Raw genomic sequence first — 16375 nt, forward strand, 5'->3', positions numbered from 1 at the left:
AAGAAAAAAATGAAGATAAATAAATTTTATAAATTGCTTACCCTTGTGTGCTTAGCCATGTTTTGCTTTAGTAATTTTACAATAGCACAAACAAATGGTACAGAGGTAAAAGCAACCATAGTTGATGAACAGGGTAACCCTATAAACAACGTAAATGTTTTTGGCCCTAAAGGAATTCAAACAAGTACAGATAACAACGGACAGTTTCAAATTAAATTACTTAGTAGTGAATCTGTTGTAATACAAAAAAAAGGATATGAATCGGAACTCATAAATAAATCTGATTTGACAGATGTTATTACTTTAGAGAAATCTCCTTTTTTAGCATCAGAAGATGATCAAATTAAGATGGGAGTTACTACTAAAAACCGACGTGAAATTGTTGGAGCTGTATCGTCAATTAATACAGAAGATCGATTAACATACGATAATACGCAATGGGTTAGAGACTACATTAGTGGTTTAATGTTGGGTGTTAAAGGTTCCTCTAATATTAGAGGTTTAGGAAATGCCATTTTTGTTATTGATGGGGTAGTTGGTCGTGATCCAAATATTTTAAATATGGAAGAGGTTGACCAGATAACTATTCTAAAAGATGCTAATTCTGTTGCTTTATATGGTAGTCAAGGAAGAAATGGTGTTATTGTAATTAATACTAAACGTGGTAAAATAAATAAAAAAGAAACGAATATTAACGTTCGTTCGGGGTTTAAAACTCCAATTGCTTTACCAAATTATCTGGGTTCAGCGGAATTCATGCAACTATTTAATGAGGCAAGAATTAATGATGGACAAGAAATTACTTTTTTACCTGAGGATATTGATCCATACTTAAATAATTCAAATGAATATCGTTATCCAGATGTTGATTTTTATTCAAATGATTATATTGAACCATTTGTGCTTTCAACAAGTGTTATTACAGAGTTTTCTGGTGGAAATGATAAATCGCAATATTACGTTAATGCAGGCTGGAACCATAACCAATCATGGGTAAGTGTCAATCCAGATGCAAATGCTGGTGATAATCGATTTAATTTAAGAGGTAATATAGATTTTCAAGTAAACGATTGGATTAAAAGTAGTATTGATGGAGTAGCAATTATTAGCACAAGTAAAAGCTCTTTTTCTAATTTGTTGAAGGAGGGTACTAGTTTTAAACCAAATTCTTATGTGCCTCTAATACCTGTAAGCATGATAGATACAATTGGTAACCCAGTACTTGCTGCTCAAGTAGAAGCCGCTAGAATATACGACGGAATGTTATTAGGAGGAGCGCAACAGTTTCAAGATAATACTCCTGTTGCAAATGCAATAGCCGGAGGTTATCAAAATAATGTGATACGTTCTACACAGTTTAATAATTCAATCGATTTTGATCTCGATAGAATTACTGAAGGTTTATCTGCAAGAACGTATTTAAGTTTTGATTTTTATGATTCGTATAAATTATCAATTAAAAACCAATACAAAGTTTACGAAGCAGTATGGACGGATGATAAAATTACTGGTTTAACACCTTATGGAACTGACTTAAAAGATTTAACAGAAAATGTTAGTACTAATGATTTTGTATCTCGATTAGGTTTTTATGGACTTGTAAATTATCAAAAAACTATTGCTGAGAATCACTCAATAAATAGTACCTTATTAGGGTATTATAATTCAATGAATAAAAACAATGTGTTACAAACTGATAAAGATACTCACCTTGGATTTCAATTAGCTTATAATTATAAGAAAAAAATGTTTGCTGATTTTAGTGGAACCTACACTAGTTCAATTAAATTACCCGAAGGTAACAGAGGTGGTCTATCGCCTACACTTGGATTAGGGTATATACTTAGTGAAGAGCCTTTCTTAAAAAATAATACAATTATTGACTATTTGAAGATAAAAGCATCAGGAGGTATTATAAAGTCTGATATTGGAATTGATGGTTACTATTTGTATAATGAAACCTATTCTAATGGAGGAACCTTTAATTGGGCTGATGGGCAAAGTTCTAACCGTAAACAAACTATCTCTCAAGGAGCCAATCCTAATATGGGGTATGAAGAACGTATAGACTTAAATATTGGTTTTGAAAGTTATTTAATGAAATCACTTTGGTTTGAATTTAATTATTTTAAAACAGAACTAGATAAACAATTAACTTTTTTAAGTGATAAATATCCTTCTTATTATAATACATTTAGACCTTATGATAATTTTAATAAAAATGAATATAAAGGATTTGAAATTGGATTAAATTACAATAAAACTATGAATGATTTTACTGTAAGTGTAGGTGCAAATATTTTGTATAGCGAATCTATAGCTGTAAAACGATCTGAAGTTAATGAGTTTGATTACCAAAATAGAGTTGGAAAAGAAACATCATCAATTTTTGGATTAGTTGATCAAGGTTTTTATGCTATAAATGATTTTGATATTGATGGAGAGGGTAATTACATTTTAAAAGATGGTTTAGCAGTGCCTAGTTTTGGTTCAGTTCAACCTGGAGATGTAAAGTATATGGATCAAAACGGAGACAATACTATTGATAATGATGATATGGTAGCTATTGGGCAATCTAGTAGTCCTTGGACCTATGGTGTAAATCTTAACTTTAAATATAAAGCGTTTAATTTATTTATTTTAGGTACAGGTCAATTCGGTGGCGATGGCAATAAATTAAGTAATAGTTTTAATAATTATTATGCACCAAATGGTACTAATAAATATTCAGAAGTTGTTTTAGATCGTTGGACACCTGAAACAGCTAGTACAGCAACATTTCCAAGATTGTCGTCTGGAAACAATCAAAACAATTTTAGAACATCAACTTTTTGGATATACGACAATAGTTTCTTTAAAATTAACCGTGCTCAGTTAACATATGAATTTACGGATAACTTATGTGATAAACTTGGTATGGATGATTTTAGTATGAATATTTCAGGAACAAACCTTTTTGAAGTAGCTAAAAATAAAGATATTCGTCAATTAACAATTGGTGGAACACCGCAATCAAGAGCTTATATGCTTGGCTTGAGAATGTCATTTTAATACAAATAGAAAATTTAGATAAATAAAATGAAAAATTTAATAAAATATATATTAATTATGTTGGTTTTTACCGGCATAATTGCCTGTGATCCTATCGATGAAAACAGGTTAGACTTTGATTTTGTAAATTCTGATCCTGCAACAGCAGAAGGACTATTATTGCAAGGATATTCTGGCTTAATTGATCAATTTGTATTTTCTGAAGGAGCAACAGATGACGCTGTTAATAATCAATTAAGTAACGGGTATAAACGAATGGCTCTTGGCGAACTGTCAGCTCAGTACAATCCTGCTTCGCGTTGGAATAGTTTTGAAAGGGTTTTTTACATAAATAGATTTTTAGAAATAATTAATGCAGGTGAGATTCAATGGAGTAGAGATGAAGAAACAAATGAGCTGTTTAATATGAGAATGAAGGGAGAAGCATTAGCACTTAGAGCATTACATCACTTTTATGTGCTGCAAGCTCACGCTGGAGAATCAACTTCGGGCGAATTGTTAGGAATTCCATATTTTACTGAATTTATTGAAGCTAATGGAAATTTTAATGTACCACGTTTGTCGTTTGAAGAATCTGTACAGAAAATTATAGCAGATTTTGATGAAGCCTTAACCTTATTACCTACAGATTATGGGAACAATGCTTCTGATCCATGGTATGCTAATGTTGATATAGGAAAGTTTAATGTTGTTAATGGTACTGCATATGAATTACGAATATCTGGTAGAATAGTGAGAGCACTAAAAGCTCGTTTGGCTTTATTTGCTGCTAGCCCATCATATTTAAATGGTCAAAAAGGATATTATAATGTAGCAGCAGAAAATGCAAGTGACGTGTTAACTACTATTGGAGGAGTTTCTGGTTTAGCTGCAGATGGTGTTGAATTTTACACTTCTGATGAAGATATTTACAGTGGTGAAATGCTATGGCGTGGTTCTATTGGAGGTAATAGTTCAGCTTACGAAGAAAGAATGTTTCCTCCTTCTGTAAATGGTAAAGGAGAGATTAATCCAACGCAAAATTTAGTAATGGCATTTCCAATGAAAAATGGATTTCCTGCAACTGTAGCTAACGGCTACGATCCTCAAAATCCATATGAAAACAGAGATCCAAGATTAAAAAAGTATATTGTAGTTAACGGATCTTCTTTTGGAGGTGGTACTATTAATACTGGTGTAGGTGGTGGAATTGACAGGTTAGATTCAATTCCTCAATTTTCAACAACTACAGGATATTACTTAAAAAAATTATTGCAACCAGGTGTTAGAATCAATAATGATGGAACAACAACTGGCCAAAAGCACTTTGACGTTTACTTTAGATACACTGAGTTGTTTTTAATATTGGCAGAGGCAGCTAACGAAATTGGAGGTCCAGACAATAAAATTGATGGTATGAGTGCTCGTGATATTATTGCGGCAATTCGTGAAAGAGCAGGTATAACACAACCAGATAATTATTTGGCATCTATTTCATCAAAAGAAGCAATGCGTGATCTTATTAGAAATGAACGTCGCTTAGAATTGAGCTTTGAAGGGCATAGATTTTGGGATCTTAGAAGGTGGGGATTAGCACTTAATGAAACTGCTGAAGGTTACTTTTATGATGGAAATAATTATGTCGAATTACCTTCTGTTGAAGTTAGAAATTATCAACCGTTTGCTACCTATATGCCAATTCCAAATAGTGAAACTTTGAAATTTTCTGAACTTGAGCAAAATAAAGGCTGGTAAACTAAATATGTATTTTAAACAATTAAAAACGCATTAAATATGAAATTAAAAAATTTAATAATATTAGCAGCCGTCTCATTTAGTTTGATGGCATGTGAGAACCAGACCAATGAATTTGATGACTTTGGTTCAACTTCGGTATATTTCCCTTATCAAACACCTGTAAGAACACTAATTTTAGGGGAATATGATTTAGGATTTAATGAAAACGACAATAATGGGCGTTTTGAAATAGGTGTAGTTATGTCTGGAGTTTATGAAAATACAACAGATCGAAAAGTGTATTTTGAACAAGCTCCAGAATTGATTAATCCAGCTACACTAGTTGATATAGATTCGGTAAATGTAAAGGTGCTGCCATCGTCATATTATACTATTGAACAAGAAAGTCCGGTAACAATTCCGTCAGGATCTACAAAAGGACGTATTCCTGTCCAACTTGAAGACGCATTTTTTAATGACCCACAATCATTTGCAGATTTTGGAGAAGTGCATTATGTAATTCCTTTAAAAATAACTGATTTTGAGCAATTAGATTCACTTTTAACCGGAGTACCTGCAGAAGATATAGTAAACCCTATTAAGATAAAAAGTGATGATTGGGATACACTGCCAAAGGATTATACCCTTTTTGGTATTAAATTTATGAATAAATATCAAGGTATATATTTACGTCGAGGTGAAGATAAAATGACAGATGCTTCAGGTGAAACTGTAAGTACTGTTTATCAAGCTGAATATGTGGTACAAGACGAGTTGGTGCCATTAAATACAAGCGGTAGATATAAAGTTGAACTATCAAATATTATTCGTAGAGGAGGGCTTCCTAGTCCTGGAAATGTAAACATAGAATTAGCATTTAATGAAAATGGAGATTGTACGATTAGCAGTTTTGGAGATGATATTTATAACGTTTCAGGTTCAGGAAAGTTTGAAACAGATGGAGATGAATGGGGTGGAGAAAAACGTGATGTTATATATTTAGATTATTCTTATACAGACGCAGCTAATAACGAAACGCACGTAGTTAAAGATACTCTAGTAATTAGAGATAGAAATGTTAAATTTGAGGAATTTGACATTGAATTAAAGGTGTCACAATAATGCTTTCAATTAGACAATAGTTAAATAAACTATATAAATTAATAAAAATAGCGGAGGATAAACCTTCGCTATTTTTTTACCCATAGTTGTGTGATTAATATTAAATTTAAGTTGTTTATATTTTATTCAAATTAAATTGTATCTTCTTTTTTAATTAAGTATACTAGTGATTACTTTTATAAAGTAATATTTTTTTTAAAATCGATAAAGAAATTTAGTAATATTTAAAGTTTATCTTTTGATATGAATGTGCTGTATTTCTTTTAATTTGTAAAATATACTATGGTTGAAATTCAATCAGGATAGTTCAGGATTGTTATAACATTTTTAAACTTTAATTTTAAAGAAAATATATTTATAAGTAATGAAAATTTTTAAATTTATATACAAATTCATATCAATAGCTGTATTACTTTTATTTGTGGTTTTTTTTTCTTGTCAATCGGATAATGAGTCTGAAGAAATAATAGAAATTATTGAGGAGGAACCCGATCCAATAATAAAAGAAAGTGATGAAGATATAGGAGCATATACTACTTGCAATCCAGATGGAGAAAATGCGACTAGAACGTCATATGATTTGCCAAACCCTGTAAATATTGGTACTATTGATGATAGAACTTGCTACGCAAATTATAAAGAAAGTCGTATTTATAATAAAGTTTGGGGTGTGTATAATATTACACATAATTCTAATAAATTTGACGCTACGCTGCAACCTAGGATGGAACGCTCATTACCCATTGCAAATAAAACGGGTGTAGGAACTTATGTTAAATTTAATGGAACCGTTAGAATTCTTGAAGTAGGTGATACTACAGGAGACAACAGTGATGGTACCTATATAGCACAAGCAAAAGGAAAACATACAGGTGGTGGTGGTTCTCCAGACCCAGCTATATGTTTGTATTTAGCTAAGCCTGTTTATGGAAAAGGCTGCAATGTAAACAAGCAAGTGGCCTTCGATATCTATGCGGAGCGTATTCTAGAACGTGGTGGAGAAGGAAGTGGTAGAGAAGTGGTTTTACTAAAGCGAGTAGATAAAAATGAGCAAATTGACTTTGAGCTAAAGGTAGGTTTTAAACAAGATCCAAACGATGCAACAAAAAAAATACACTATTGTAATGCTGTAATTGGAGGTAAAGCCTTTAATTGGAACATTCCCGAGTCAGAAAGAGGAACACAATCTAAAATTAGATATGGTGCATACCGCGTTAAAGGTGGTAGAGCACAGATTAGATGGGCAAATACTACACACGAAAAAGTAGAGAAAGATTAAATAATTATTTGAGTTATATTGGAAAAAAATGGTTTAAAGAAATTTCAACCATTTTTTTCCAATATAAATTATAATAGAAGCTTTTTTAAATATGATTCTTACTAATATTTAAGATTCAGATTATATTAATTCTGATAAATCTGAAATTTCACAATACATTTTACTATTTTTTTTATTCAAAAAGCATAACACTGCAGGATGGTGAATACTGTTTTTACACTTAAATTTATTTAATTATTGATGTTTCATCAAAAATGGATAAAATAATAAATTAAAACTGTAAATATTAGTATGAGAAATAAAATGAAAAGAAAAGTACCAATGTTTTTAAAACTTAAGTTTTTAGTAGTAATTTTTGTATTTATTGCCATAAAAAATTATTCGCAACGAATTGAAACAAATTTTAATAACAATTGGAACTTCATTTTAGAAGATAATCCTTCATTTTCAAAAGAAAATTTTAATGATGCTGCTTGGAAAAGCTTAAACGTTCCTCACGATTGGTCTTTTGAAAAAGGCGTTCGTAAAGGTGGCGATCAGGGTCAAGGTGGTGGATACCACGATGGAGGTATTGGTTGGTATCGTAAATCTTTTAATGTTGAAAATAAAAGTTTATCAAACATAACATATATCAATTTTGATGGCGTGTATATGAATAGCGAAGTTTGGGTTAATGGAAATTATTTAGCCAAAAGGCCGTATGGGTATATTAGTTTTAGATATGATATTTCAAAATATTTAAAAGAGGGTGAAAATACAATTGCAGTTAGAGTAGATAATAGCTTAGAACCTTCAGCTCGTTGGTATCATCCTTGTGGAATTTATGCAGCCGTAACGTTAATAGAGGTAAATCCAACTCATATCAAACCAAATGGCATATTTGTAACCACCCCAAAAATTGAGAGTGATAAAGCGTTAGTGTTTATTGAAACTGAATTTGAAGGGGATTCAAACAATTTAAAGTATGCTGTTCAACTCTATTCTGCTTCTGGCGATTTGTTAACATCGGCACATAAAAAAATTAAATTATCTAAGGAGAAGGTTGGTTTGATAGTTGATGCGCCAAGTTTATGGAGTCCTGATACACCAGAGTTATATACTGCAATTACACAGATTTTAGATGGAAAAAAAGTTGTAGATGAGTTAAAAACCACTTTTGGATTTAAAACGGTAAAATGGGAAACCAAAACAGGGTTTTGGTTAAATGGAGAAAACGTAAAACTAAAAGGAGTTTGTGAACATTGGGAAGGAGGCCCTGTAGGAGGCGCTTGGACAAAACCAATGTTACGTTGGAAATTACAGTCCTTAAAAGATATGGGTATCAATGCCATTCGCCCATCACACAATCCAACACCACCAATGTTTTATGATATTTGTGACGAGATAGGTTTATTGGTGATGGATGAAATTTTCGATGGTTGGCACAAAAAAGCACCACAAGATTACGGTAAACAAGCATTTGATGCGTGGTGGCAGCGAGATGTTACAGAGTGGATTACCAGAGATAGAAATCATGCAAGTATTTTTGTATGGAGTTTAGGAAATGAAACACATAGTCCAATTGGACCAGAGTTGGTTAAATTTGGAAAAAGTTTAGACCCAACACGATTATTTACTTCAGGTGCAGGTAACCCTGAAGATATGGATATAACAGGTGTAAACGGAGGTTCTGAAACGCAATCATTTATAGAAGGTAGAACATTTGATAAACCGTTTATTTCTACTGAAGCACCACATACGTGGCAAACACGTGGTTATTATAGAACGCAAACTTGGTGGAGAGATAATGAATTACCAGGAACCTACCCATTACCAAATTTAACCGAAAAAGAAATTTTCTTTTACGAAGGCATCAATCCTAAAAATTGGAGAAATAGAAAACAGAGTTTCAATTCTTCTTATGACAATGCAACAGTAAGGGTTTCAGCAAGAAAATATTGGGAAGTTATGCGTGACAATCCTTGGCATAGTGGTTATTTCCGTTGGACAGGTTTTGATTACTATGGTGAAGCCGGTTTAGTACACGGAGGTTTGCCTTTCAACTTATTTATGGGAGGAGCGTTGGATGTTGCAGGATTTAAAAAAGATTTGTTTTATTTCTACCAAAGTCAGTGGACAACAGCACCAATGGTTCATATGTTGCCAAGTTGGACACATCCAAGAATGAAAAAAGGAACTGTGATTCCGGTTTGGGTATATTCCAATGCAGATGAAGTAGAATTATTTTTAAACGGAAAATCTTTAGGGAGGGACAAACCAGGAACGGTTTGGAATGAAATGCAATGTGAGTGGATGGTACCTTATGAAGAAGGAACGATAGAAGCTATTGCTTATATAGATGGTAAAGAAGTAAAAAGAACTTCTTTTAGTACAAGTAAACAGCCTTCAAAATTAAAAACAAGTATCCAGAAATTAGAAGCGGAAGACAGTTTTACCACAAGTTATATCATTACTTCAGAAGGATTAGACGAAGAAAATAACTTGTATCCGTACGGTGAAAACAAAGTCTATTATAATATTCAGGGTGATGTAAAGACCATTTCTATGGAAAACGGAAATCCGATTGATCCTACAAGTAGAACTAAATCAGACTTTAGAGCTTTGTTTTTTGGGAAAACAAGATTGTTTTTACGAGAATTACCAAACGCTAAAAATGCCTCTATAATAACGGCTGCTATTTTGGGAGATAAAGCATTATACACATCAAGTAAAATTACTATTGATGTGCAACAAATTGAAGTTCTAGGGAAGTCTGAAGTTGCCGATTTAGAGGTTTTATATACCACCAATGGTGACAACCCCGAAACCAATGGAAGGATTTACAAAGGTGCCTTTGAAATTTCAGATAATACAACCGTAAAAGCTATCATTAAACAACACGGAAAAGTGGTTTTAACAATGAGTGAAACATTTGGTAAAAACGAAGGACTTTTTTGGGGAGATGAACACTCTAAAGACATGTGGATTGGTAGAGGTGTTAATATTTCTGCGGAAGATGGAATTTTAGAAGGTGACGCTACAGTAAGTAAAGATGCTCATCGTTATAAAGGAAGTGGTTTTGTTCGATTTGATGGTAAAGAAGGAGCAATTACATTCTATCAAGAAAACGATGGAGAAGAAGGGGACTACAGTATACGATTTAGGTATATGCACAATAATGAAGAAGAATTGCATACCATGAAATTATATTTAAATGATGAATTTGTAAGAACGTTAGAATTTAAGTCAACTGGTGGTTGGGAAAAGGAATGGAAATTTATGCCTGCTATTTTAAGACTTAAAGCAGGTGCAAATAATATTAGAATTGAAACAACTGGTAAAAGTGGACCCTTTATAGATGAATTGTTTATTGATTAAAAAAATATAAAAATGAGAATACATTTTATTATTAGTTTTTTTTTAACTCTTATCATAAACCATTTTATAGTGGCGCAAGATGCTATTTGGCAAAGGCACATCATAGATAATTCTTTAGGTGGCGCAGATGGTGTTCGTTTAATGGATGTAAATAATGATGGCTTATTAGATATTACTACAGGGTGGGAAGAAGACGGATATACAAAAGTATATATAAATCCAGGTTATGAAAAAGTTAAAGAAAATTGGTCTTCAGTTATTGTTGGAAAAACGCCACATGTAGAAGATGCTTTTTTTGCAGATTTGGATAATGATGGCGCCATAGATGTGATTAGTAGTACAGAGTGGAAACATCAAAAAATGTACATCAATTGGGCACCTGCTAATAAAGAAGATTATTTAGACGCTAATAAATGGAGATCAGAAGTAATTCCTGTTTCAGAAAAAATGACACAGTGGATGTTTGCCGTTCCCATGCAAATAGATGCTAAGAATGGATTAGATATTGTAGTAGGCTCTAAAAATAAAAAGGGACAAATAGGTTGGTTTCAAGCACCAAAGAACCCTAGAAATATGGATGATTGGAAATACTATCCTATAAGCAATGCTACTTGGGTAATGTCTATCATATTAAGAGATATGGATGATGACGGGGATTTGGATATTGTAGTTTCCGATAGAAATAAAGGAGCAACAAATGGTGTACGCTGGTTAGAAAACCCTGGAAAAAGAAGGAAACAAAAAAAGTTCTGGAAAAACCATTTTATGGGGGCTAAAGACGTTAGAGTGATGTTTATGGATTTAGCAGATTTGGATGGAGACGGATTAGAAGATGCTATTGCTACAGAGTATACCAACCAAAAAATTGTTTTTATGAAACGATTGGACCATACAGGTTTAAAATGGAAAACTTTTAATATTGATATTCCTAAAACCTCAGGTAGAGCAAAGGCGGTAAAAATTGGAGATATTAATAATGACGGAAAATTAGATATAGTACATACGTCTAACACTTTTAAAAAAGAAGGACAATCCGGAATTTACTGGTTGTCTTACAATAAGAATCCAACAGAATCTCAATGGGAATGGCATCATATAAGCGGATTAGAAGGCATAAAATATGATAGAATAGAACTCATAGATTTAGATGGAGATGGCGATTTGGATGTGCTTACTTGTGAAGAGAATTATGGAGAAAATGAAGATGGATTGGGGGTTATATGGTATGAAAACCCAACAAATTAAAAATATGAAAGTAAAAAATATTGTTTTTAGAATGTGTGTTCTTTTGTGTATAGTTGGGTGTAAAGGATATGCTCAAAAAAACTATAAAGGCATCATTCGTGTAATCGATTATCAAGAATTAGAAGCAGAGCAATTGCATCTAAAAAAAGGTGATAAAAAAGCTGTTGAAAATTACAAAGAGCTATTAAACAATGCAGATCAATTATTAGATGTTAAAGCGTATTCTGTCGTAAATAAAACGGGGCTACCACCCAGTAAAAACAAACACGATTATATGAGTATTGGGCCTTATTGGTGGCCAAACCCAAATACAGATGATGGACTACCGTATATTAGAAAAGATGGGGAAATAAACCCAGAAACTCGAAATGATTTTACAGATTTTGTAGAGAAGAATAACTTTATTTCTGCTGTAACTACTTTAAGTGAAGCCTATTTTTTTAGTGATAAAAAGCAATATGCAACTAAAAGTTTAGCACTTATTAATACTTGGTTTTTAAACGAAGAAACCAGAATGAACCCAAATGTTAATTTCGGGCAATATGTTCCAGGTAAATCAGAAGGACGTTGTTTTGGTATTATTGAATTTGATGGAATTACAACTGTTATACAATTTTTAGAATTAGCTAAAGACAGAAATATCCTCGATAAAAAAACAGAAGACGGAATGTTGATTTGGTTTACCGAATATAGTGACTGGCTAAAAAACAGCAAGCTAGGAAAAGAAGAAGCAACTAGAAAAAACAACCACGGTACACATTACGATGTACAACTACTAAATATTTTAGTGTATTTAAATAAGATAGAAGAGGTGAAAAAATATCTTTCTACGGTTACAAAAAATAGAATTTTTAGCCAAATAGAGCCCGATGGAAGTCAACCCTTAGAATTAGCAAGAACTAAATCATTTTCATATTCAGTTATGAATTTACACGGATTCTTGGAATTGGCAAAAATGGGTCAAAAAGTTGGTATAGACCTATGGAATGTAACCTCGCAAGATGGCAGAAGTATAAAAAAAGGCTATCAATATATGATACCTTATGTAACAGGTCAAAAAGAATGGAAACACCAACAAATTATAAATGCAAAATCTTCCGAAGAAAAACTAATTAGAGATTTAAAATTCATAAGTAAGAACTTAAAAGATACTTCTTTTGATAAAGTTTTGCATCAATTAAACCAAAAAAATAAAAAGCATTAATCATTCAGAAAAAATGAAAAAAATAATACTCTCTCAAATTCTGATTCTTTCGATTTTAGTATCCTGTAAAGGTTCTAAAGAGACCAATATTGCTTCGCAAAATAAAGTTAGTCTAGAAGCAGGTTTTCAAAATCCACCGCAAGAAACAAAACCAAGAACTTGGTATCACGTAAATAGTGGTAATATGTCTAAAGCTGGTTTCACCAAAGATTTAAAAGCCATAAAAGAAGCTGGTATAGGAGGTGTATTGGTATTTAATGTATCCATGGGCTTGCCAGAAGGCGATGTACAATACAATTCTCAAGAACATAGAGATATTTTAACACACGCAGCCAAAGAGTGCGAAAAACTCGGCTTGAGTTTTGGTGTCCATAATTGTGATGGCTGGACCTCTAGTGGTGGGCCTTGGGTAACTCCAGAAAACGCAATGAAAGTTGTGGTGAATAGTGAAGTGATAACTGAAGGTGGAAAAGCAATCAATATAAAATTGCCACAACCATCAGCAAAACATAATTTTTATAAAGATATTGCTGTTGTTGCTTATCCAACTTTAGAAAGCGAATTAGTAGATGAAAGTGTAAATCCAATAATCACATCATCAGATAAAAACTTTAATGTTGCTTTAGCCACAGATCAACAAACCAATACACACGCAGATTTAGGAGCAAAAAATTGGGTGCAATATGATTATGGAAAACCACATACCATTCAATCCATAAACGTTTTTATCAATAAACGTAAAGGAAGATTGACCTTATTAAAGTCAAACGATGGCGTTAATTTCACATTAGCACACAAACCTAATGAAGAACGTATAGGTAAAGACGAATGTTACTTTTACGAAAGTTTTAAGCCAATAACCGCGCGTTATTTCAGAATAGAATCTGAAATGGATGCAGGTATCTATGAAATGGAACTTTCTACAAGTCCTGTTTTAGGGAATTTATTGGAGTATACATCCTATAGAAAAAACAGACGTCCAATTAAAAATTTAGCAACTACAGCCTATATTAAAAAAGAAAATATTCTTATTTTAAGTGATAAAATGGATGCAGATGGAAATTTAAAAGCAAAATTACCCAAAGGAAATTGGACAATTATGCGTTTTGGATTCACAGCTTCTGGCGCTACAAACGAACCAGCATCCGATGAAGGAACAGGATTGGAAGTTGATAAATTTAGTAAAAAAGCATTAAAAATTCATTATGATGCTTTTGTTGGAAAACTCGTAAAACAAGCTAAAATTGATGCGCCAAATGCTTTGCAATATGCAGAAATTGATAGTTATGAAGTAGGGCCGCAAAACTGGACGGATGATTTAGAACAATTATTTCAAGAAAGATTTGGGTATGATTTTACACCATTCTTATTAATGTATGCTGGAAAATCTATAGAAAATAACGAGACAATTGAAGCTGTCTTTTGGGATATGAAACAATTGATTAGTGATTTAATGGTAACCAATTATTTTGATTATTTTACAGAATTATGTCACGAAGATGGCTTAATTTCTTATGTAGAACCTTATGGATTTGTTGGCCCATTTAACAGTTTAGATGCTGGTAGAAGAGCAGATATTCCAATGGGCGAATTCTGGTTAGGAAAACCGAATAAACACAAACGTGCAGCAGTTTCTGCAGGTCATATTTATGGTAAAAACGTAATTTCTGCGGAAGCGTTTACAAGCACCAAACTCAATTGGGGTTTTCATCCTGCGTTAGCAAAACAAAAAGGAGATTACGAATGGACAAACGGAATTAACGAATATATGTTTCATCGTTTTGCACATCAGTCTAACACACACGTAAAACCTGGTATGAGTATGAGCTTTGTGGGATCTCATATTGATAGAACACAAACTTGGTGGGACAATGCAGGTCCTGAGTGGTTCAACTATTTAGCAAGAGGCTCTTATCTATTACGTCAAGGAAACCCTGTATTAGATGTCTTGGTTTTTGTGGGTGATAGAGCACCAAGTCACGTTATTCACGCTAATCAAATGCGACCTAAATTACCAGCTGCTTATAAATACGATTGTGTAAATGCTGATGTGATTATCAACCGTTTAAAAGTTGAAAACGGAAAAATAAAATTACCAAATGGAATTACCTATAACGCTTTGTCTTTGCAGAGACACGATATTATCAACCTAGAAACTTTAAAAGGGATTTACAAATTATCTAAACAAGGGGCATTAATTGTTGGTGAAAAACCTAAAAAACTGGGAGGATATTTGGTAACCAAAGAAATGCAAGCTGAATTTGATGCATTAGTAAAAGATATTTGGTCTAGAAAAAAAACATATAGCACTGGCGAATGGGAAGAAATTTTTGAAGCGAATAACATTCAGAAAGATTTAATTGTTGAAGGACAACCAGATTTTAATTTCTACCACAGACGTACTGAAAAAGAAGACATTTATTTTGTATACAATCATAATCAAACAGAGGCCGAAACACTAAAGTGTAGCTTTTTAGTGAAAGGAAAAGTACCCGAATTATGGAATGCTGAAACTGGAGAGATTACAAAATTAGTGGAGTACACTACTAAAAATGGAAGAACTGATATTGTTATTGAAATGCAGCCTCAAGAATCGGTTTTTGTAGTTTTTAAAGAAGTAAAAACAGCACAACCTAAAGTTGCTTTTACGCTAGCTGAAAATTTACCAAAACCTACCTTTAGTCTAGATGCTAATAAAAAAATGCAAGTTGAAGTGTATAAAAACGGAAACTACACAGCACTTGTAAACGATTTAGAAAACTGGAATATTAATGTAAACGATATTCCTAATCCTGTTAAAATTGAAGGCAATTGGACAATGAATTTTAGAGAACAAGACTTTTACAAAGCTACCCTAAAAACAGACCAATTATTCGATTGGACAACTCACGAGACTGAACAAATAAAACATTATTCAGGTACAGCAATTTATGAGACAACTTTCAACATAGAAAAAGGTTTGTTGAAGTCAGACCGACAATTTCAAATCAATTTAGGCAAAGTAAATGTAATTGCCAAAGTATTGATTAACGGAAAAAATGTTGGTGTAAGTTGGATAGCACCACATCAACTAAATGTTACAAGTGCCTTAAAAGAAGGCGAAAATTCTTTAGAAATTCAGGTAACCAATCAATGGACAAACCGTTTAATTGGTGATGCAAAATTACCCAACCAAACAGGATATAATGTAAAAAGAGGAAGTCCTGGGTTTGGCAATTCTGAATTTAGAGGAAAGTTTAAAAAAATGCCAGATTGGTATAGAAATAATCAGCCACTTCCAAAAGGACCACGTTCCACGTTTAGTGCCTACTCTTTTCAAAAGCCAACAGATGAATTATTACCTTCTGGTTTGTTAGGACCTGTAACAATTTCGTCATCAAAAATTATAAAGAAAAAATAAC

General features: G+C 32.6%; 8 protein-coding genes. All 8 read left to right on the top strand.

Features of this window, described 5'->3' with window-relative positions; all coding sequences use genetic code 11:
* Window positions 1-9: 9 nt before the first annotated feature.
* On the top strand, window positions 10-3051 hold the full coding sequence (locus MKD41_RS01325; RefSeq protein ID WP_240243649.1) for a SusC/RagA family TonB-linked outer membrane protein: 3042 nt from the start codon (window positions 10-12) through the stop codon (window positions 3049-3051).
* Window positions 3052-3078: 27 nt separating this feature from the next.
* Window positions 3079-4785 (top strand): RagB/SusD family nutrient uptake outer membrane protein, encoded by a 1707-nt coding sequence (locus MKD41_RS01330; protein WP_240243650.1) that lies wholly within the window; start codon window positions 3079-3081, stop codon window positions 4783-4785.
* 39 nt (window positions 4786-4824) lie between these two features.
* Entirely contained in the window at window positions 4825-5889 is a 1065-nt protein-coding gene (locus tag MKD41_RS01335) for a DUF5627 domain-containing protein (protein WP_240243651.1), read from the top strand.
* Between the two features lie 364 nt (window positions 5890-6253).
* Window positions 6254-7168: a hypothetical protein gene (locus MKD41_RS01340; RefSeq protein WP_240243652.1), complete on the top strand. Its 915-nt coding sequence runs from the start codon at window positions 6254-6256 to the stop codon at window positions 7166-7168.
* A 303-nt stretch (window positions 7169-7471) separates the two neighbouring features.
* Window positions 7472-10525 (top strand): sugar-binding domain-containing protein, encoded by a 3054-nt coding sequence (locus MKD41_RS01345; protein ID WP_240243653.1) that lies wholly within the window; start codon window positions 7472-7474, stop codon window positions 10523-10525.
* Between the two features lie 12 nt (window positions 10526-10537).
* Window positions 10538-11770: an FG-GAP repeat domain-containing protein gene (locus tag MKD41_RS01350; RefSeq protein WP_240243654.1), complete on the top strand. Its 1233-nt coding sequence runs from the start codon at window positions 10538-10540 to the stop codon at window positions 11768-11770.
* A complete protein-coding gene (locus MKD41_RS01355; RefSeq protein WP_240243655.1) occupies window positions 11715-12974 on the top strand; it encodes an alginate lyase family protein in 1260 nt (419 codons plus the stop codon). The genes MKD41_RS01350 and MKD41_RS01355 overlap by 56 nt, the downstream gene beginning before the upstream one ends.
* 13 nt (window positions 12975-12987) lie before the next feature.
* Window positions 12988-16374: a glycosyl hydrolase gene (locus tag MKD41_RS01360; protein WP_240243656.1), complete on the top strand. Its 3387-nt coding sequence runs from the start codon at window positions 12988-12990 to the stop codon at window positions 16372-16374.
* The last annotated feature ends 1 nt before the right edge of the window (window position 16375 follow it).

It is taken from the genome of Lutibacter sp. A64 (assembly GCF_022429565.1).
Classification (GTDB): domain Bacteria; phylum Bacteroidota; class Bacteroidia; order Flavobacteriales; family Flavobacteriaceae; genus Lutibacter.